We start from the raw sequence: 19,814 nt of genomic DNA, 5'->3' as shown, positions 1-19,814 counted from the left end.
AACGGAGTGGATGGCATGAGGGAGTTTAAAAAGTCAAGCGCGGCTTTCGCTGAGGCGAAAAAATATATGCCAGGCGGCGTGAACAGTCCGGTAAGGGCGTTCAAATCAGTTGAAATGGATCCTGTTTTCATGGAAAGAGGCAAAGGATCGAAAATTTATGACATCGACGGCAACGAATATATCGATTATGTCCTGTCATGGGGTCCCCTCATTTTAGGACATGCTGATGATCAAGTGGTCGAAGCGCTAAAAAAAGCAGCGGAGATGGGAACCAGCTTTGGAGCACCGAGCGAATGGGAGACAAAGCTTGCCAAGCTTGTCATTGATCGTGTGCCGTCTGTTGAAGTGATCCGAATGGTGAACTCTGGCACAGAGGCGACCATGAGCGCTCTGCGCCTTGCAAGAGGCTACACAAGCCGCAGCAAAATCTTAAAGTTTGAAGGCTGCTACCATGGACATGGTGATTCGTTATTAATCAAAGCAGGCTCAGGTGTCGCGACACTCGGATTGCCGGATTCACCAGGTGTACCTGAATCGGTCGCTAGCAATACGATCACGGTGCCGTACAATGACCTGTCCAGCGTAAAATACGCTTTTGAACAATTCGGAGACGACATCGCCTGCATTATTGTGGAGCCGGTTGCCGGAAACATGGGAGTCGTACCTCCAGAGCCGGGTTTCCTGGAAGGTCTTCGGGAAATCACTGAAACATATGGCTCACTACTAATATTTGATGAAGTCATGACAGGCTTCCGTGTTGGCTATGAATGCGCGCAAGGATATTTTAACGTGACTCCTGACCTGACATGCCTTGGCAAAGTGATCGGCGGCGGACTTCCAGTCGGAGCATACGGCGGCAAGCGGGAGATCATGGAGAGGATCGCTCCGAGCGGACCGATCTATCAGGCGGGCACTTTATCCGGAAACCCGTTGGCGATGGCAGCCGGGTATCATACGTTAAGCCAGCTGACGCCGGAAACCTACGAAGAATTCACAAGAAAAGGTGACCGACTCGCTCAAGGTATTCGCGAAGCAGCGGAGAAATACGGCATCCCTCACCATATTAACCGTGCAGGGAGCATGATCGGCTTCTTCTTCACCGGTGAAAACGTAACAGACTATGAAAGCGCAAAATCATCCAACTTGAACCATTTCAAAAAATACTTCAAACTCATGCTCGAAAACGGAATCTCCCTTCCGCCATCGCAGTTTGAAGGACTCTTCCTATCAACCGCACACACAGACGAAGACATCGAAAAAACTATCAAAGCCTTCCACACCGTCTTCTCACAACTATAATAAACACACAAAAAACCGGCATCCATAGCCGGTTTTTTGTTTTGGAATTTGATCTGTAAAATACAAAACTTACATACTGAATAGCATTGCTATCTGAAAAAATGCTTTACGTTCATTGACTGTAGATAGTATATTCATTGCTTTTGATAAACATCTAGAATTCTTCTCTGAATAAGTTGATCGCAGTGAAAGGTGCCGACTCCAGCGGGATGAGTGAGAAGGTGAGACCTTCCAAAGGCGCTTGGCTAGCGGAAGGGCTCACCATGTCCAGCAGGAACGGCTAGCCCCTCGAGGTCAAATGAGTAAGTGCCCAATAAGTCACAAACCGATTCTTTAGGCCCCTTCCTCATTTGCTTGTCGGGGCTGAACGAGCCGTTCCTGCTTTTCTGCCCGCCACGCGGAAAGCGTGCACCTGTACCGGAGATCAACACTTCTTAGAATACTAGAATGTATAAATCAAAACCATTAAGTTTTCTTTCATAAGCCACAGACAAGGGGCATATACCTTAAGTGTATAACTATATGCATTGAAAGGAGGAGAAGGGCATGGGTCAATCCAAACTGCGTTTCTCCATTGAGGAGTCTGTCTGGTTGAAGAAGGGACAGGAAGTAGCTGAGGTATATGCATTATCTCTGGATCCGGAGATTTCAATCAAGGAAGAAAACGGGCAAGTTTCTATTACGGGTGCACTTGTGCTGAGCGGTGAATACGAGCCAGCCAGCGCAAAGGATGGTGACCAGTCTGATTTAGGCAGCAGTCAATTTAGTGAACAAGTCTCGTATCGCTCGTTAACACAGTTATCAGTTAAAGAAGATGGTCTGGTGGAGATTCAGCATCGTTTTCCTGTAGACATCACGATCCCTACCTATCGCGTAGAACGTGCCGATCAAATTATGGTAGCGGTCGAATCATTTGATTACGAACTTCCAAATCCAGCTTGCCTTGAGCTTTCCGCGTCTGTCTGCATAACGGGCATAAAAGATGAAAGACAGCAAGAAGCGGAAGAGAAGCCTGCCGCTGCAGAAGCATCGAAACCTGAGCCTGCTTCCTTCAGCCATCAAGTGAAAATGGAGGAAGATAGAGAGTCTTCTTCTATCTTTGCACCGTTTCAATTTGAGGCGCGTGCTCCTTATTCAGAGGAAAACAACGTGGCTCCTGAGCCAGTGTTCTTTGAGCAGGCAGAAGCCAGGCATCAGCCATACGAAACATCATTTGAATTCAAGGCGCAGAATGATTCGGATGCAGCAGGGTATTATGAGAATTCTTTGCATTCACTAAAATCGATCGCTGACCAAGAAGCTGAGCATTTCTCACAAGTCAGAAATGAAGAAGCAGCGCCAGTTCAGTATGAAAGCTTTGAAGCAGCATATGAGGCGGAAGCAGAGCAGCATGAAGAATCATACACTCCTGCATACGAGGCGTACCAGCAGGAAGAACAGCAATGGCAGCAGCCTGAATATTACGAAGAACAAGAGCCTGCATACGAAGCGAATGCAAGCTATAGTCAACAGCCAGCTTATGAAGCGCCATATGCTGAGCAGGTCACGGAAAAGAAAGAAGAGCCTGTAAAAAAGAGAAAAGAATATACACAAGATGAAAATGCTCTTTATTTAACGAAGATGCTTGACCGTGATGAGGAGAAGTTCTCCAAGATGAAGATGTACATTCTTCAGCGCGGAGATTCTCTTGACAGGATCTGTGATCGTTACGACGTGTCGATCAACACCTTGCTGAGAGTCAACCGGTCGATCCAGCAAGATCAAGTGAGTGCCGGGCAGATCATTTATATCCCTGTGTCCTCTTCCCGGTAGCGGGTGATTATATGGAGATGCTTAATCTATTAAAAGACAGATACGGACTGGCTGATGTAACTTGGAAAGATCATCCTTCTATTATCAACAGCAGCAGCGGGTGCAAAAAAATACGGTTTTGGACAGACAAAAATCTGCTGCTGTGGCATACCGCTTATCGTGATGAAGCGGGAAAGAAAGACAGCCCTTTCCTTGACAGAATGATCCGTACAATAAAAGGAGAAAGCTCCGTTCCTTTTCAAGAAAAATGGCTTACCCTGCATGACTGCAGTGAAGAACCGTATGACATGATAGGGTTTGAAAAAGATTGGGGCGCGCTTCTCTCAAAGCTCTTAACCGCTGGACAAAAGAACTATGCACACATGGTTCTGCAGCCGGATGCGAGTGAGTTTGATTTTCAATCCTTGCTGGATTTTGCGCTGCCGTTAACGAAGACTTCTAGCAGCTTAAGCATGATCAGGCTCAGCTTGGCTGAAGCAAGAAAGCGGACTCAGCAGGCACTTTCATTGATTCGTTTGGCAGATGGTTGTGAACCACCTGTGCTGAATCAAGAAATCAGTACAAAGAATGGCTGGAAGGTATTGAACTTTTTGTTTTTTGAAGCAGGAGCAGGAGTACCTGTCAGAAGCTTTGAACCTCTCAAGCAGTTTTTGCAAGAATGGATAGCATCATGCGGGTCTTCATCTTTAAAAAAGCTGTTAACCGAAGTGAATAAAGGCTTTCCTTTGCATGAGGAACAAGGGTTGCTCCTTACTGCCGAAATTATGATGCCAAAGGAATTGGATAAATGTATAAGACAGCTGCAAACGGGCGGGCTGGAAGAGACCGTGTTATGTATGGATCGGTTTGCAAGAGAATGGGAGCTTAACCGGAGGCTGCTCATGGCAGTAACGGAATGGATGGATGACAACAGAAAGAAGGTGGCCCTGTGACAACAGGTGGAGATTTCCAAAATTATGGGCCTGTTCTGTTTTATTATGATCTGTATCCAGAAAGAATTGAATCTTACGGCAAAGTAAAAAAAGTGATCACCAAAAGAGGGACGTTCGCCTTAAAGGAAGCAGCGATGGAAGACGGTGAAAGAGAATGGTTTACTCATGTAATTCAGCGTCTATCAGAAATCGGTTTTCATCAGGTGGTGCCACTCTACCCGACCAAATACGGTGACTATACGGTAAAGCAAGGATCTAAAGTCTACTATCTCATGCCATGGTTTCCTTCTTCAGAAAGAGCCGCACCATTTCAGGATGAGGTGCTGATCGATTACCTTGCCAAAATTCATTCTTTAACAGTGAAGGAACAGGATTTTCTGACAGAAGTGGCTGATCAGTCATTTCAATATTTGATGGGTCGGTGGGAAAGCCGGCAGTTTGAAATGGAACGGTTCACGGAGCTTGCGGAACAACGAACGTATATGGCACCATTCGAACTGACCTATTTAAGCCATTTTCACCAGACCATGCGCATGGCAGAAGATGCGAAACGCTCGCTGAACAGCTGGCATGAAGGATGCAAAAGGGAAAAGAGGTACCGCAGTGTCTTGTGCCACGGCAAGGTGTCACGCAGCCACCTGCTGTACAGCCAGAGTGGAGAAGGCCATCTGTTTAATTTTGAGAAAGCGGTACTTGATACACCGGTCAGAGATCTGGCAATGTATTTCCGGAAAGCGGCTCATAAAAGCTCTTGGAAGATGGATGATGGGTTCGCTTTGTTAAAACGGTATGAAAAACAATTTCCTTTGCTTTATGAGGAGAGAGAACTGCTGATCAGCTATCTTTCGTTCCCGGAGCCTATCTTTAACGCAGTAGACGCCTATCAGAGCAATTCCAAGCTCTCTCAGATTGAGGTGGTTCACGTTTTGGAGAGCCGCTTATCCGCAATGAAAAGAATCCGTGATTTTTGCGAGCACTTATCCCGCTTTCCCCTCGCTGGCGAACAGCAGCCGGGCGATTCAGCACCTCCTCATAACGAAGGTCACATATAGATTCGCTATATGTGGCCTTTTTTTAAGCTACTAATTTCACAAACGTTGTTACATTTAGAATTCTAAGAAGTCGTTGATTCCGTTACAGGCGCACGCTTATCCAGAGGGGTGTAGCGAAAAGCGCGAGTGGGCTCGTTTAGCCTAGGGCAAGCAAATGAGAAAGGGACCTAAAGAATCGGTTTTTGACTTATTGGGCACTGGCTCATTTGACCTCGAGGGGCTAGCGCCGTAGCTAGACAAGGTGAGATATCCGCCGCCATGCGCCATTGGAAGGTCTAACCTGTCTCGCTCATCCGCTGGAGTCTGCGACTTTACTACAAAGGTGAAGTTCAGTAAATCTCTGTTTGCAAAATCAAATCAATTAAACATGTACAGTTTTGTTATCAATTTCCTTTAGCAAATCATCGGTAAAAGGATGGATTAAACTGTTTTAAAGGACTTCATATGAAAACAATACGTGCAGTATCAGCAGGATGAACAGGATAAAAAAATCAATATACGCTGGGAATAGTATGGTTCTTATGAGCTGAAAAATGAACAGCGGGACGGTCAGCTGACCTATCGCGCTTTTTAGTGTGCGAAACCAAGAAGGCGATCTGTACCGGCCGATGAAGCGGCGTCTCATTGTCATCACCCTTATTTTAATTTTTCCGAGTAAGTAATTTAGTGTATGCCAGCAGCAGTTTCTGGTGAAAATGACTATACATATTCGTTCATACAGCATACACTGATCATGACAATCCTTTTTCTATTGACGAGGAAAAGGGAGCAGTATAAAATAAAAACATCTTTTATATGAACGCTAAGAAGGGGAAGAGTACATTTCACGCCTTTAAAGAGAGGGAAACGCTTGGTGAAAGTTTCCTAAGGAACGTGTGATGGAAGGTCGCCCTGGAGCATTTTCTTTGAACAGGATTTCTGCTAGAAGAAGACGGGTTCAGCCGTTATCTGTTAAGTGTACGCATGCTTTATGATGCGTAAATTAAGGTGGTACCGCGGAAACAGCTTCTTTCGTCCTTTGGATGATAGAGGCTTTTTTATTTTTCAGAAAGTAAAAGGAGGAATTCTTATGTCAACGGAACAGCATCAAATCTCGATGCCGACGAAATATGATCCGAAAGCAACGGAGAGCAGCTGGTATGAATTCTGGCTGAAGGGAAAGTTTTTTGAAGCAACAGGTGATGAGAACAAAAAGCCTTATACGGTGGTAATCCCGCCGCCAAACGTAACCGGGAAACTTCATCTCGGGCACGCTTGGGACACGACACTTCAGGATATCCTAACACGCACGAAAAGGATGCAAGGCTATGATGTGCTATGGCTTCCAGGTATGGACCATGCCGGCATCGCTACACAAGCTAAGGTAGAAGGGAAGCTGAGAGAAGAAGGCATCTCGCGCTATGACCTTGGACGTGAGAAGTTCCTTGAAAAGTCGTGGGAATGGAAAGAAGAGTACGCTGAATTTATCCGCAACCAATGGTCAAAGCTCGGACTCGGGCTGGATTATTCAAGAGAGCGCTTTACGCTGGATGAAGGCCTTTCTGACGCAGTAAAAGAGGTGTTTGTTAAGCTGTATAACAAAGGCTTGATCTACCGCGGTGAATACATCATTAACTGGGATCCGCAGACGAAAACGGCGCTTTCAGATATTGAAGTCATCCATCAGGATGTTCAAGGTGCGTTTTATCACATGAAATACCCATTAGCGGACGGCAGCGGATACATTGAAGTAGCGACAACACGCCCGGAAACAATGCTTGGCGATACGGCGATCGCTGTGCATCCGAAAGACGAGCGCTATCAGCATTTAATCGGCAAGAAAGCCATTCTGCCGATTGTCGGACGCGAGATCGAGATTGTAGGCGATGATTATGTTGACATGGAGTTTGGGTCGGGTGCCGTAAAAATTACACCGGCACATGATCCGAACGACTTTGAAATTGGCAACCGTCATAACCTAGAGCGTGTACTCGTTATGGACGAAGGCGGAAAAATGAACGATAATGCGGGTGCGTATAAAGGGCTAGACCGTTTTGAATGCCGCAAGCAGATCGTAAAAGATCTTCAAGACCAAGGTGTTCTTTTCAAAATTGAAGAGCACATGCATTCCGTTGGCCACTCTGAAAGAAGCGGTGCGGTTGTTGAGCCGTACTTGTCGACACAATGGTTCGTTAAGATGAAGCCTCTCGCCGAAGAAGCGATCAAGCTGCAATCATCGGACGATAAGGTCAACTTTGTACCTGGACGTTTCGAGAATACGTACATGCGCTGGATCGAGAACATCCGTGACTGGTGTATCTCCCGTCAGCTTTGGTGGGGACACCGCATTCCGGCTTGGTACCATAAAGAAACAGGTGAGATCTTCGTTGGACATGAGGCACCAGCTGACATCGAAAACTGGGAACAAGATACAGACGTGCTTGACACGTGGTTCTCTTCTGCTCTGTGGCCCTTCTCAACGATGGGCTGGCCGGACAAGGAAAGTGCAGACTACAAACGTTATTTCCCGTCGAATGTCCTTGTAACAGGCTACGATATTATTTATTTCTGGGTTGCGCGCATGATCTTCCAATCGCTTGAATTTACCGGCAAGCAGCCGTTTAATGATGTTCTCATTCACGGTCTTGTCCGCGATTCAGAAGGCCGCAAAATGAGTAAATCGCTTGGCAACGGGGTCGATCCGATGGATGTGATCGAAAAGTACGGTGCAGATGCGCTTCGTTTCTTCCTTTCAACAGGAAGCTCACCTGGCAACGACCTCCGCTTCTATTGGGAAAAAGTCGAGTCCACGTGGAACTTTGCGAACAAGATCTGGAACGCGTCACGTTTCGCTCTCATGAACATGGACGGCATGAAATATGATGAAATCGATTTATCTGGAGAGAAATCTCTTGCTGATAAGTGGATACTTACACGTTTGAACACAACGGCAGAAGAGGTAACACGACTGATCGATGCGTACGAGTTCGGTGAGGTAGGACGCTTGCTTTACAACTTTATCTGGGATGACTTGTGTGACTGGTATATCGAGATGGCAAAGCTTCCGCTATACGGAGAAGATGAAAGCGCAAAGAAAATGACTCGATCTGTTCTCGCGTATGTCCTAGATCAGACGATGAGAATGCTGCACCCGTTCATGCCGTTCATAACAGAAGAAATCTGGCAGCATCTTCCGCATGAAGGAAAATCGATCACGGTCGCATCTTGGCCGGTGAAAAGGGAAGAACTGCATTTCCCAGAGGCGGCGAAAGACATGGCACTCGTTACAGAAGTGATTCGTACTGTGCGTAACATCCGCTCGGAGATGAACGTGGCGCCGAGCAAACCGATCGAGCTTCAGATCAAACCGAAAGACGGAGAGGTTCAAAAAGCACTTGAAGCGAACCGAACCTACCTGATGCGTTTTTGTAACCCGAGTGAACTCGTAATCGACGCAGGCATTTCTGCACCAGATAAATCAATGAGTTCAGTATTGACAGGTCTGGAAATGTACCTGCCGCTTGAAGGGCTGATTAACATTGATGAGGAGATCCAGCGTCTTGAAAAAGAACTGGAAAAGTACAATAAAGAAGTGGAACGTGTTCAAAAGAAACTTAGCAATCAAGGTTTTGTCGCGAAAGCACCTGAGAAAGTGATAGAAGAGGAACGCGCGAAAGAAAAGGATTATATAGAAAAACAGCAGCTCGTCAAGCAGCGGATCGCTGAGCTTCGAGCATAATGAAAACCCGGCAGGTTACTCTGCCGGGTTTTTTATCGTGCTGATAATGTGCTGCAGATACATTCGAACGATGTTAACGGTAGAGCAAGAAGACAATGTCCGGCTGCCGGCAACGTCTTCGATCTCATTAAATAGAAAATTTCCACTCTCATCGAACAAAAAATCGATGCCAGCCATTCCGATTGGCAGGAGGCTGATAATTTTTTCTACCAGTGCCGTCTCTTTGTGGTTTAAATGATAGTATTCCGCTCTTCCTCCAAGTGAGAAATTTGCTCTGAAATCGGAATCTGAGCTTCGCAGTACGGCGCCAGCTATTTTATTTCCAACGACAAAAACTCTTACATCTTTTCCAGGTGTGCCTGCCAGCTGCTGCACGATCCAGTTGCGTGCACCGCTTTCATTCATGCATGATGTCAGTTCTTCGGCATTGGAGACGAGGTGGACTTCATTACCGCCTCTACCTCCATTTTCTTTTACAACGACTGGAAAGAGAAAAGAATGGGTATCTTGGTTCCAATGTTTCAAATCGATGAAAAGTGTATCTACCATCGGAATGCCTTGAGAGGCCAGAAACTGATGGGTGCGCGCTTTATCATTGGCCATATGAGAGAGGCTCGATGGATTAAACACCTTGATGTTCATGTTCTCGAGCTGCAAGGTAAATAATGAATCTATACAGCGGACAACAGCAAAATCAGGCAGCTTTGTTTCTTTCCCGCCATATTCAATGAAGAGCTGGCCGCCTCTAACACCATACATGAAACGTTCTCTTTCCATGAAGTGAAGTGAGAGCTGAAGCTGATGCGCTTCTTCAATAAACCAGTCAATATAGGCTTGGTTTTTTGCGGCATCGTCTGCCGTATACACGATCCAGCCTTCTCGTTTCACCATTTTCGTTTCATCCATATACGATCTCCTTTATGTACGAAAGCATATAATCTGCCACATTAATGCCAGTGCAGTGGAAGATGCTCTCTATATGTGCGTTGGAGTTTACCTCACACACGGTCGGACCTTCTTTTGTAAACAATAAATCGACTCCGGCAAAATCTGTTCCAACAGCCCGTGCAGCCGCTACCGCTAATGCCTTTTCCTCTGCTGTAGGGCTGTAGTTCTCTGCTGTTCCTCCAGAAGTGATATTTGCTCTGAAATCAGAGACTGACCGGCGGATCATGGAAGCGACCGGCTCTCCTCCAATGACATTGATTCGAATATCACGGCCATTGCTTTCAGATATAAATTCTTGCACCACATACTCGACTCCATCTAGTTCACGGATTTTCTCTTGCAGTTCGTTTTTAGAGTGTACAAGGTAAACCTGTTGTCCGAATGATCCATATGCTTCTTTAACAATCATCGGAAAGGTGAATTCATGCATGTACATCTCGATATGCCGTTCATTATGATCCGGTGTGAACAGTTTAGGAGAAGACATCGTTTTTGGAAAAGGTATCCCCTGCAATGCTAATTGTTCGTACATGAGTGTTTTGCTGTCACATACTTCAATGGACGAAGAAGAATTAAAGACAGGCACGTTCATCCTTTCAAGCTGACGCGCGAGCAGGACATCCTTATCACCAAACAGTACAAAATCGGGAAGCGAGCCTGACTTTTGGCCAGTCAGCGTGCATCTTCCAGATTGAAACACAGTAAGAATTTCATTGTTCGGAACGAGTTCAGCCCGAATGCCCGCCTGGCTTGCTGCAGCGGCCATCCATTCGGCATAGCTGATAAACTTTTTTTGACTCAAGCTGCCATTATATACAATCCAGCAATTTTCACTCATACACGGTGCTCCTGTTCTCTGTTTGCGGTATAGAATACGGTAAAGATATACTGAATGAAGAAGATACAAGTACCTATTGCTACTATAAACAAGCGGAAGAGACATGAAAAGCACAATATGAATGGAGCTACAGATCATGCAGAATTACGAGGAAATGAATAACTATCTAGGTTTAAAGAAAGGCGGAAGGATTAGTCCAGGACTAGCGTCCATGAACAGGATACTGAAAAAGCTGGGAGATCCGCATCGTGCAGTAAAGACCATACACATTGCCGGTACAAACGGGAAAGGATCCACAGGAGCGTATTTGCAAGGGATGCTGACCGAAGCAGGCTACACAGCCGGTGTTTTTTCGTCCCCTTTTATGCATACTGTCAACGAGCATATACAGGTAAATGGTTCGGCGATTGGGGATGAAGAGCTGATAAGAGTATTAGATAAATTGAAATCAGTGATGAGAGAGGAAGATTTGACCATTACAGAGTTTGAAGCCATTACAGCAGCTGCCTTTTTCTATTTTGGAACGATAGCGATACCGGACTTTTGCATCATTGAAGCAGGCATGGGGGGGACGTGGGATTCAACTAATGTTGTGGAGCCTGTTTTATCCATCATCACAAATGTTGGAAGTGACCATACCGATTATCTCGGCAACACGCTTGTGGAAGTCGCCGAACACAAAGCAGGTATCATCAAACATCGTGTTCCTGTTGTTACGGGGAGAATGGATCCTGAGCCATTGATGGTCATTAAGGAGAAGGCTGAAGAAAAACTTAGCCCGCATCTTATGTTCGGGAAGGAGTATAGAATAGAGAAAATTCATGGCGGACCTTACGAAGAATCGTTTCTCTATCATTCTCTTTATTCAGACTCATCCTCCTACACGATTACCATGCTCGGTGCTCATCAGGTAGATAATGCAGCGGCCGCACTTATGGCGGTAGATAGCTTGCAGAACCAGTCTATTTTATCTATCAGTGAAGAAGAAAGGGCTGCGGGACTCAAGCGTGCTGCCATGCCGGGACGGTTTGAGAGAGTACGTGAACAGCCGCTCGTTTTTATTGATGGAGCCCATAATCCTCAAGGAACAGCCGCGCTATCTGAATTATTGAAAAAAACTTTTTTATCTAAAAAAATCCATGTTATTTTCTCTGCATTAGCCGATAAACAGAAAGAGGAGATGCTGAAGCCCCTATACAGGGCTGCTGCTTCTTTTACCTTTACTGAATTCGATCATCCACGATCAGGTAACATTATGGAATTGTATAGAAAATCTGATTTTCCGGACAAGCGGTATGAGCATAATTGGATGAAGGCGATCGATGAAATCATTGAAGCAGCGTTAGAAGAAGAAGTTATCGTCATAACGGGTTCGTTATACTTTATCGCCGAGGTCAGAAAATACATGAAAGATTTTCCACATATTTAATTGTAATTTTCCGAACTTTTGGTAAAATGGATAGATATTACCATTTGCCTATATTTCAACAAAATTTGCAGTAAGGAAATCCTGCTTTAGAATCAGGAAGGAGACAAGCCAAATGGAAAAGAAGATGCAAGTGTATTTGATAGCAGGATGGCTCGTTCTGTACCCGCTTGCGATCTATATTGCTTATCAATCCAGTGGGCCATTAAATGGCTCCCGGCTTATTGATATTTTCATTCTCGGCACTTTGGCGGTTATTGTTTCTATGTTCCCGATCAAAGTACTGGACTCGAATATATCACTCAGCCATGGGATCTCACTCGCCGCTTTTTTGTATTTTGGCATGTATGTTTCCTTTTTTATCACACAACTTTCAGTCATCGCGCTTTTTCTGATATTGAAGAAATCATTGATCAAAGAATACTACCGTTACTTAGCGATGACCCTTATGTTTGCTTGGATTACAGTTGGTTCGGGATTTGTGTATCAGTTTTTGGGAGGTACATCCGTCGACTACGATTTAAAAGATCCATTTCCTTTAGTTCCTACTATTGGTTATATCCTTACCTATTTTGTTTTGAACCATATTTTATTGTATCTTATTTCCATTTATCTTTATAAGGCAAAAATGGCCTTTATTGACCGTGATATGTGGTGGGACATCGCTTCAGAAATCGTCGTGCTCCCTGTAGGCATTCTGCTTTATATTCTATATTCAGAATGGAACAGACCAGCCATATTCTATGTCGGCTTTCCGTTTATCTCGCTCTCCATCATCATAAATTTGTATCATTCTTCACAGCAGGTGAACGTTCTTCTTCAAAAATCATCGGAGATCGGACAGCAGCTCACTGAGCATTTAAAAGTAAACGATATTCTCGATGTGTTCATTGAAAAGATGATCACGATTATGAAGGCGGATTATGTTTTCATATTTGATACAGAGAGCGGTGAGTATTTCAAAACCATCCGCAAATATGAAAAAGAAGAAGGGCTTATTCCATTTATAAGACTGAAGCGTAATGAAGGCGTAAGCGGCAGGGTTTGGTCCACAGGCAGAAGTGTTCGATTCAACACGAAAAAGCAGTGGGCTGAAATTTCTGCACGTTATTTCCAAGGCAGGGCCCAATCAATCATGTCTGTTCCGATGATACGAAACCAGCAGATTGTCGGCATTATTACGTTTGCGTCCAAAGAAAAATGGGCGTATCAGAAACATCACTTGATGATAATTGAAATCTTGGCTAACTATCTGGCTGTAGCGATTGATAATGCTCGAAACTATGAATCAACAAAGCTGAAGAGCGAGCAATGCCCGCTGACTGGATTGTATAATTACCGATATTTCGAAAATGTTCTTAGCGACATGTTTCAGCAGTATGACTATTTGAAAAGACAATTCTCTATCATTCTGCTGGATATTGATTATTTCAAGAGAGTAAACGATACATATGGCCATCAAAGCGGAAACGAAGTATTGTGTCAGCTTTCCGAAAAGCTTGAAAGGACGATCGGCTCAAAAGGCACGGTCGCTCGATACGGAGGAGAGGAATTTGTCATTCTTCTTCCAGAAACGGGAAGCAGCGAGTGCTTCGATATTGCTGAAAAGCTTCGTTATGCGATTTCTAATCAGCCTTTCCGCATTAACAACGATCTTACAGATAATAAAGAGACGTCACTGTTCATCACAGCGAGCATCGGAATCGCTACGGCTCCCGATCAAGGGGAGGATGCGCTGACACTGATTCGGAATGCAGACAGAGCCATGTACACAGGAGCCAAACAGCAGGGCAGAAACAAGGTTGCCTGCTATATTGGCTAAGAAATTTTTTCAAGGCCAGATCGGCATGCTTGATGCCTGACTGGCCTTTTTTCTCTTCAAGAGAGTATAACTTTATACCAGTGAAGAAATTCCACACAGTCAAAAAAGATTTCTTAACAACGCTGGCTCTTTTGGTTCTAGTAAAAGTGATGAAAGCATATCTTTTACTAGATACTAGAAAAGGAGCGGTGACTGTGGAAGAAAAACACAATATTACCATTTTCATTAACGGCAAGCCAAGAAGTGCACAATCGAGCGAGCCTGCTCGCCTTGAAGAAAAGGCCGGACAAGCTGAAACGGCTGCTGCCTTGATAGAATATAGGAAAAGTTCAATGTCTCTCACATCTAAAGTGAAAATTCTCAGCAAGAGGAGAAACCCTCTGCAAGACCTGCTTAGAAAAAAGCATGATCCAATATGGCAAGCACGTCCATTTTGGAAGAAAAAGCTCGTCATGTCGGTCGCAGGAGCCGTTTTAACCGGCATGCTGTTCGGAGCGGCCGTTCTCATGGTCTTTTCATCTCCTGTTACCGAGTCTGCGGCTGGAGCGCCTGTATCAGCCTCTGTTGAAACCAATAAGAAAAGTGCAGCGGCTCTTTCGGATATATCCTTGTCCTTTGCGGTCGTTCAAGCGGGTGTGTTCTCCTCAGAAGATCGTGCGGAAAAAAGGGCAGGGGAGATCAAGAACAGCGGAGTGGCCGCATCAGTCATGAAACTCGAAGGCAATAAATACGCTATCTTAAGCGGAATCGGCAACGAAAAACATCAGGCAGCTTCCCTTGTCACGTTCTATGAAGAAAAAGGGATTGATGTTTGGGAAAAGAATCACGAATTCTCCTACAGCAGTCTCCATTCAGCCAATAAGCTCGATGAATCGTATTTTGTCAATGGCAAAACACTTCTGCAAAACGTTGTTACACTGTCCTTTTTGCCGGCAGGGGAGAACAGGGCGAAAGCCGTAGCATCTACACTCAGGGAGTATGAGAAATGGAGAACATTCGGAGTAAAGCAGCGAAAAGAGTGGAGTTCCGCAACTGCCAAACAATCTAAAGTCTTTGAAAAAAATATGGCTGAGATGCTTGAGCTTGTTAAACAGGAAAAAGATCAGAAAAAAATTCAGTCCGGCTTTCAGCAAGAAGCCTTAAACGCTTTAGTAAACTATGATAAACTAATGAAGTCTTTAAAAAAAGAAGCATAAGCAGCTTCTTTTTTTCATTTTCTTGGAAAACATCTCGCTTTTATGTGGTTTTTCAAGATTTTTTTAGGTGAAATCGTCATAAAAGGGCAAAGTTTGCCGAAAAACTAAAAGAAACAACCGTTCATTATGTATAGGTTTGTCTATTGAAACAGGTTCTGCTATGCTGAAGTCAGCCTTCAGCCAGGGCCATAATCCTGCTTTGAAGGGTGATGCTTTTGAAACGCCTCATATTAGCCTCTTCTTCACCTCGAAGAAAAGAACTTCTGTCTTATGCACTTCTCCCATTCGATTGTATCCCCAGCCAGATCGAGGAAGTGATGGATCCGGGACTCTCCGCCGAAGAACTTGTATGCTCGCTAGCTGAACAAAAAGCGCAAGAAATTTTTATTCGTCATTCTGAATATGTCATTATCGGATCCGATACCATCGTTGTATTAGATGGAATCCCGCTTGGCAAGCCAAAGAATGAAGAGGAAGCTTATCATATGCTCAGCAGCCTTTCGGGCCGGACACATGATGTTTATACCGGAGTGTGTTTAATGGACAAGCAGAAGTCAGTGCGGTTCGCGGAAAAAACGGAAGTGCGATTCTGGCCGCTTTCAGAGGATGAAATGGCCGGATACATCGCCTCTAAAGAGCCGTTTGATAAAGCCGGCGGATACGGCATACAAGGCAGGGGAGCTGTATTCATCCATTCCATCATCGGTGATTATTACAATGTAATGGGACTGCCGGTTTCGAGGGTAGTAAGAGAATTAGAGGGCTTCGGCATCTTTCGCCATCACGGTCAGTCATAAAACCGTAGATACAGGAGGAAGATGAAATGGTAGATGCTCCCGCTTTCATTAAAGATTATCCCGTGCATGAAAGACCGCGAGAACGGCTCGTAGCGGAAGGACCGGAAAGCCTCGCCAACCATGAACTGATTGCTATCCTTCTCAGGACAGGAACGAAGAAAATGTCTGCAATCCAGCTGTCTCATCATATTATTCAGCAGTTTGACGGTCTTCGCTACTTAAAAGATGCATCAATCGGTGAATTGACGAAGGTAAACGGCATCGGCACCGCAAAAGCGGTGGAATTGCTAGCTGCTGTTGAGATTGGAAAAAGAGTGAGCAGGCTTCAGTTCGATGAACGGTACGCGATAAGGTCACCGGAAGACGGCGCGAAGTACATGATGGATGATTTAAGATTTTTGCAGCAGGAGCACTTTGTTTGCCTTTATTTGAACACGAAAAATCAGATTCTTTACAAACAAACGGTTTTTATCGGAAGCTTGAACACCTCGATCGTGCATCCCCGAGAAGTATTTAAAGAAGGCTTCAGGCGGTCGGCTGCTTCGATCATATGCTTTCACAACCATCCGAGCGGAGATCCCACTCCCAGCAAGGAAGATATTGAAGTGACAAAGCGGCTTGTGGATTGCGGAAAGCTGCTTGGAATTGATGTGTTGGACCATATCATTATCGGAGATCAAAAATACGTTTCGCTCAAGGAAAAAGGATATGTTTAACATTGTCTTTTTCTCTTTTGTTAGCGTATAATCTAATCTATGAGTTTTGCTCGATGAAAGGAGTTTACATACATGTTTGGTGGATTTTCAAGAGATTTAGGAATTGATTTAGGAACTGCGAACACGCTTGTTTACGTGAAGGGCAAGGGTGTTGTTGTGCGTGAACCTTCCGTAGTAGCACTTCGGACTGATACAGGGTCAATTGAAGCTGTAGGTAACGCGGCGAAGAACATGATCGGCCGTACACCGGGGAACATTGTGGCTGTGCGCCCGATGAAGGACGGTGTTATCGCTGATTTTGAAACAACAGCAACGATGATGAAATACTTCATTCAGCAGGCACAGAAGAACCGTTCTGTTTTTGCACGAAAACCAAATGTGATGGTTTGTGTTCCATCTGGAATTACAGCAGTTGAAAAGCGTGCTGTTGAAGATGCGACCAAACAGGCGGGTGCCCGTGAAGCGTACACGATTGAAGAGCCGTTTGCAGCAGCGATCGGTGCGGATCTTCCGGTTTGGGAGCCGACAGGAAGTATGGTCGTTGATATTGGCGGAGGAACAACAGAAGTTGCGATCATTTCCCTTGGGGGCATCGTTACGAGCCAATCCATTCGAATTGCCGGAGACGAGATGGATGATGCGATCATCCAATACATTAAAAAGACCTATAACCTTATGATCGGTGAGCGTACATCTGAAACGCTGAAGCTTGAGATCGGATCTGCTGGGTCTCCTGAAGGCATTGAAAACATGGACATCCGTGGACGCGATCTGTTGACAGGTCTTCCAAAAACCATCACGATTACAGCCGAAGAAGTGGCTGGTGCTCTTCGTGATACGGTGAACAGCATTATGGACGCTGTAAAAGTGACACTTGAAAAAACTCCTCCGGAACTGGCTGCAGATATCATGGACCGCGGAATCGTGTTGACGGGCGGAGGCGCATTGCTTCGCAACTTGGATAAAGTGATCAGTGAAGAAACAAAAATGCCTGTCATCGTGGCTGAAAATGCCCTTGACTGTGTTGCGGTAGGAACTGGCCGAGCATTGGAAAACCTGCATCTTTTCCGTTCTAAGGCAGGAATTACTTCACGTTCTAAATCCAAGTAAGAAGGTGTAACGGATGCCGCAATTTTTCTCCAACAAACGGCTGATCATCCTGCTTGCGAGTATTATCGTTCTCGTTGCTATGATTGGCTTTTCAATGAAGCAGCGTGAGGAATTATCTTGGCCTGAACAGTTTTTGAAAGATACCGTTGGCTGGACTCAGTCCGTATTTTATAAACCCGCTAATTATATAGCGGGTTTCTTTGAGAATGTCAGTGAGATGAAGCAGATTTATCATGAGAACAAGCTGTTAAAAGCGAGACTTGATGAATACGCCCAGCTGTCTGCTGATTATCAAGAATTAAAGAGCACGAACGACACGTTAAGAGCACAGCTCGATAAAGAGGAAGACTTGACTGATTATAAGATCAGGCAAGCAACGGTTATCGGACGTTCACCTGACAGCTGGAACCAATTCGTGTTCATTAACAAAGGCGCGAAGGATGGCATTGAACCGAAAATGGCAGTCATTTCCCCACAAGGATTTGTTGGCAAGATCACGAAAGTTTCACCCTTTCATTCTACTGTGCAGCTCATCAGTGATAATGACAGGACGAACCGCTTTTCTGCTATCGTTCAAGGCAACAGCCGGATTTTTGGAACGATTGAAGGCTATGATTCTAAGAAACAAAAGCTGATGTTCAAAAAAATCCCGATGGAAGCCAAGATTAAAAAAGGGCAGAAAGTGATCACCTCCGGTCTTGGTGAAGTCTTCCCAGAGGGCTTGCTGATCGGGGAAATCACTGAAGTAGAGCCAGATGAAGTCGGTCTGACACAAACGGCTTATTTAAAACCAGCCGCTAACCTGTACGATCTTGATCATTTGATGGTTCTTGAACGAACGATGCAAACGCTGGATGAAGATGAATTAGAAAAGGAGGAAGAATAATGAACCGTATTCTTCTTCCTTTTCTTGCCTATGCTGCGTTTGTAGCTGAGAGCACGGTCATGCAGCTCGTGCTGCCGGAGTATGATGGTTCTGGCTGGCTGCTAGTGCCGCGCTTTGCACTTGTTATTATTCTATTTATCTCCATGTACTTGAAGCCTCAAATCGGGATTGTTTATGCGCTGGTCATTGGGCTGCTGACGGACCTTCTCTACACGGATATTATTGGCGTTTACATGTTCTCTGCAGCATTAACCGCTTATATCATCTCTGTATTGTCCCGTTTTGTGTTTGGCAATATTTTTGTTGCGGTTTTTTTGGCGATCATTGGAGTGACCTGTTTAGAAGTCCTCGTATTCGGGTTGAATTCCCTCGTGGGAGTGGCTGACATGCCGTGGGATGTGTTCTTGTATGACAGGCTTCTTCCTACACTTCTGTTAAACAGTGTATTTACGATCGTAATCTACTATCATATCGTGAGGCATCTGCAAAAAATGAAAGACAGAATGAACTAATTTAAAAGGATTTTCCTTTTCTCTGTCGAATGATTGTATCTTGAGGTGAATTATGGGAATGGCACAGAAAATGCATCATTATGTTACGATAAAAGGTACAAAAAACGGCCTCGTTTTGCTTCTCGATGATACATGTTCGTTTCAGCAGATGCTAGATGAGCTATATGATAAACTGACAGCGGACAGCGGACAGTTCTTGGACGGTCCGCCTGTGTCCGTAAAGGTGCAGACAGGAAACCGTTTTTTAACAGAAGATCATGAAAAAAAAATCATCAAAGTACTAAAAAACAAGAAAAACCTTCTTCTAGAACGGATTGAATCCAATGTCATTTCCCGGGCAGAAGCAGAAGAGATGCAAAAAGAAAAAGAAGTGACGACTGTTTCCAAGATCATCCGTTCCGGCCAGGTGCTTGAAGTGCACGGCGACTTGCTGCTCGTCGGAGACGTGAATCCTGGCGGAACGGTCTTGGCTTCAGGTAATATATTTGTTATGGGGGCGCTTAAAGGCATCGCACACGCCGGATGCAGAGGAAACAGCGAAGCGGTAATCGCAGCTTCTGTTATGAAGCCATCGCAGCTTCGTATCTCCGAAATGATCAATCGATCCCCTGATCACTACCCGGCCACGGGACATGAAATGGAATTCGCTTACATATCTCATGAAGAGAACCAAATTAGAATTGACCGCATCAGCAACGTATACAGAATCAGGCCGGGCTTGAACAGTTTGCTGCAGAAAGGGGAATAAAG

At 44.9% G+C, this 19,814-nt stretch carries 16 protein-coding genes and 1 other annotated feature; of the genes, 14 read left to right on the top strand and 2 right to left on the bottom strand.

Annotation, left to right across the window (positions count from 1 at the left end):
• Positions 1–15 precede the first annotated feature (15 nt).
• The 5 genes from hemL (at position 16) to ACFQPF_RS06190 (ending at position 8,813) form a co-directional block, all read left to right on the top strand.
• Positions 16–1,299, top strand: a complete 1,284-nt coding sequence (gene hemL / locus ACFQPF_RS06210) for a glutamate-1-semialdehyde 2,1-aminomutase (protein ID WP_379747665.1) — start codon at positions 16–18, stop codon at positions 1,297–1,299.
• A 546-nt stretch (positions 1,300–1,845) separates the two neighbouring features.
• On the top strand, positions 1,846–3,111 hold the full coding sequence (spoVID, locus tag ACFQPF_RS06205) for a stage VI sporulation protein D (protein WP_379747663.1): 1,266 nt from the start codon (positions 1,846–1,848) through the stop codon (positions 3,109–3,111).
• 11 nt (positions 3,112–3,122) lie between these two features.
• Positions 3,123–4,043 (top strand): hypothetical protein, encoded by a 921-nt coding sequence (locus tag ACFQPF_RS06200; RefSeq protein WP_379747662.1) that lies wholly within the window; start codon positions 3,123–3,125, stop codon positions 4,041–4,043.
• Positions 4,040–5,095: a spore coat protein YsxE gene (ysxE, locus tag ACFQPF_RS06195; RefSeq protein WP_379747660.1), complete on the top strand. Its 1,056-nt coding sequence runs from the start codon at positions 4,040–4,042 to the stop codon at positions 5,093–5,095. Before ACFQPF_RS06200 ends, ysxE begins: the two co-directional genes overlap by 4 nt.
• Before the next feature lie 795 nt (positions 5,096–5,890).
• Positions 5,891–6,117: a binding site (T-box leader), on the top strand.
• 47 nt (positions 6,118–6,164) lie between these two features.
• Positions 6,165–8,813 (top strand): valine--tRNA ligase, encoded by a 2,649-nt coding sequence (locus ACFQPF_RS06190; protein ID WP_379747658.1) that lies wholly within the window; start codon positions 6,165–6,167, stop codon positions 8,811–8,813.
• A gap of 15 nt (positions 8,814–8,828) precedes the next feature.
• Here the strand turns inward: ACFQPF_RS06190 and ACFQPF_RS06185 are convergent, their stop codons facing one another.
• Complete coding sequence (locus ACFQPF_RS06185) at positions 8,829–9,719, bottom strand: ATP-grasp domain-containing protein (protein ID WP_379747656.1); 891 nt, start codon at positions 9,717–9,719, stop codon at positions 8,829–8,831.
• Positions 9,712–10,599 (bottom strand): ATP-grasp domain-containing protein, encoded by an 888-nt coding sequence (locus ACFQPF_RS06180; RefSeq protein WP_379747654.1) that lies wholly within the window; start codon positions 10,597–10,599, stop codon positions 9,712–9,714. Before ACFQPF_RS06180 ends, ACFQPF_RS06185 begins: the two co-directional genes overlap by 8 nt.
• 136 nt (positions 10,600–10,735) lie before the next feature.
• Here ACFQPF_RS06180 and ACFQPF_RS06175 point away from each other — a divergent pair, with 136 nt between their 5' ends.
• The 9 genes from ACFQPF_RS06175 to minC all read left to right on the top strand — a co-directional run bounded on the left by ACFQPF_RS06175 (position 10,736) and on the right by minC (position 19,812).
• A complete protein-coding gene (locus tag ACFQPF_RS06175) occupies positions 10,736–12,028 on the top strand; it encodes a bifunctional folylpolyglutamate synthase/dihydrofolate synthase (protein WP_379747651.1) in 1,293 nt (430 codons plus the stop codon).
• A gap of 112 nt (positions 12,029–12,140) precedes the next feature.
• A complete protein-coding gene (locus tag ACFQPF_RS06170) occupies positions 12,141–13,847 on the top strand; it encodes a GGDEF domain-containing protein (RefSeq protein WP_379747649.1) in 1,707 nt (568 codons plus the stop codon).
• Between the two features lie 194 nt (positions 13,848–14,041).
• Positions 14,042–15,043 (top strand): hypothetical protein, encoded by a 1,002-nt coding sequence (locus ACFQPF_RS06165; RefSeq protein WP_379747647.1) that lies wholly within the window; start codon positions 14,042–14,044, stop codon positions 15,041–15,043.
• A gap of 215 nt (positions 15,044–15,258) precedes the next feature.
• A complete protein-coding gene (locus ACFQPF_RS06160) occupies positions 15,259–15,840 on the top strand; it encodes a Maf family protein (RefSeq protein WP_379747645.1) in 582 nt (193 codons plus the stop codon).
• Positions 15,841–15,866: 26 nt separating this feature from the next.
• Positions 15,867–16,556 carry a RadC family protein gene (radC, locus tag ACFQPF_RS06155; RefSeq protein WP_379747643.1) on the top strand — a complete coding sequence of 230 codons (690 nt, stop codon included), beginning with the start codon at positions 15,867–15,869 and terminating at the stop codon, positions 16,554–16,556.
• 72 nt (positions 16,557–16,628) lie between these two features.
• Positions 16,629–17,666: a rod shape-determining protein gene (locus ACFQPF_RS06150; RefSeq protein WP_379747641.1), complete on the top strand. Its 1,038-nt coding sequence runs from the start codon at positions 16,629–16,631 to the stop codon at positions 17,664–17,666.
• A gap of 13 nt (positions 17,667–17,679) precedes the next feature.
• Positions 17,680–18,552 (top strand): rod shape-determining protein MreC, encoded by an 873-nt coding sequence (mreC, locus tag ACFQPF_RS06145; RefSeq protein WP_379747639.1) that lies wholly within the window; start codon positions 17,680–17,682, stop codon positions 18,550–18,552.
• Positions 18,552–19,064 (top strand): rod shape-determining protein MreD, encoded by a 513-nt coding sequence (gene mreD / locus ACFQPF_RS06140; protein ID WP_379747637.1) that lies wholly within the window; start codon positions 18,552–18,554, stop codon positions 19,062–19,064. Before mreC ends, mreD begins: the two co-directional genes overlap by 1 nt.
• A gap of 58 nt (positions 19,065–19,122) precedes the next feature.
• Positions 19,123–19,812 (top strand): septum site-determining protein MinC, encoded by a 690-nt coding sequence (gene minC / locus ACFQPF_RS06135; RefSeq protein WP_379747635.1) that lies wholly within the window; start codon positions 19,123–19,125, stop codon positions 19,810–19,812.
• The last annotated feature ends 2 nt before the right edge of the window (positions 19,813–19,814 follow it).

The sequence above is a fragment of the Fictibacillus iocasae genome (assembly GCF_042665465.1).
GTDB classification, from domain to species: domain Bacteria; phylum Bacillota; class Bacilli; order Bacillales; family Fictibacillaceae; genus Fictibacillus; species Fictibacillus iocasae.
The sequence above is the reverse complement of the archived record's forward strand: the minus strand, read 5'-3'. Positions and strand labels throughout refer to the sequence as shown.

What these genes read in the sequence shown, in the direction of transcription:
- ACFQPF_RS06180 (WP_379747654.1), bottom strand. Translation starts at nt 10,599, where the DNA reads ATGAGTGAAAATTGCTGGATTGTATATAATGGCAGCTTGAGTCAAAAA.
- spoVID (WP_379747663.1), top strand. Translation starts at nt 1,846, where the DNA reads ATGGGTCAATCCAAACTGCGTTTCTCCATTGAGGAGTCTGTCTGGTTG.
- ACFQPF_RS06190 (WP_379747658.1), top strand. Translation starts at nt 6,165, where the DNA reads ATGTCAACGGAACAGCATCAAATCTCGATGCCGACGAAATATGATCCG.
- minC (WP_379747635.1), top strand. Translation starts at nt 19,123, where the DNA reads ATGGCACAGAAAATGCATCATTATGTTACGATAAAAGGTACAAAAAAC.
- mreD (WP_379747637.1), top strand. Translation starts at nt 18,552, where the DNA reads ATGAACCGTATTCTTCTTCCTTTTCTTGCCTATGCTGCGTTTGTAGCT.
- hemL (WP_379747665.1), top strand. Translation starts at nt 16, where the DNA reads ATGAGGGAGTTTAAAAAGTCAAGCGCGGCTTTCGCTGAGGCGAAAAAA.
- ACFQPF_RS06150 (WP_379747641.1), top strand. Translation starts at nt 16,629, where the DNA reads ATGTTTGGTGGATTTTCAAGAGATTTAGGAATTGATTTAGGAACTGCG.
- radC (WP_379747643.1), top strand. Translation starts at nt 15,867, where the DNA reads ATGGTAGATGCTCCCGCTTTCATTAAAGATTATCCCGTGCATGAAAGA.
- ACFQPF_RS06200 (WP_379747662.1), top strand. Translation starts at nt 3,123, where the DNA reads ATGGAGATGCTTAATCTATTAAAAGACAGATACGGACTGGCTGATGTA.
- ACFQPF_RS06175 (WP_379747651.1), top strand. Translation starts at nt 10,736, where the DNA reads ATGCAGAATTACGAGGAAATGAATAACTATCTAGGTTTAAAGAAAGGC.
- mreC (WP_379747639.1), top strand. Translation starts at nt 17,680, where the DNA reads ATGCCGCAATTTTTCTCCAACAAACGGCTGATCATCCTGCTTGCGAGT.
- ACFQPF_RS06185 (WP_379747656.1), bottom strand. Translation starts at nt 9,719, where the DNA reads ATGGATGAAACGAAAATGGTGAAACGAGAAGGCTGGATCGTGTATACG.
- ACFQPF_RS06170 (WP_379747649.1), top strand. Translation starts at nt 12,141, where the DNA reads ATGGAAAAGAAGATGCAAGTGTATTTGATAGCAGGATGGCTCGTTCTG.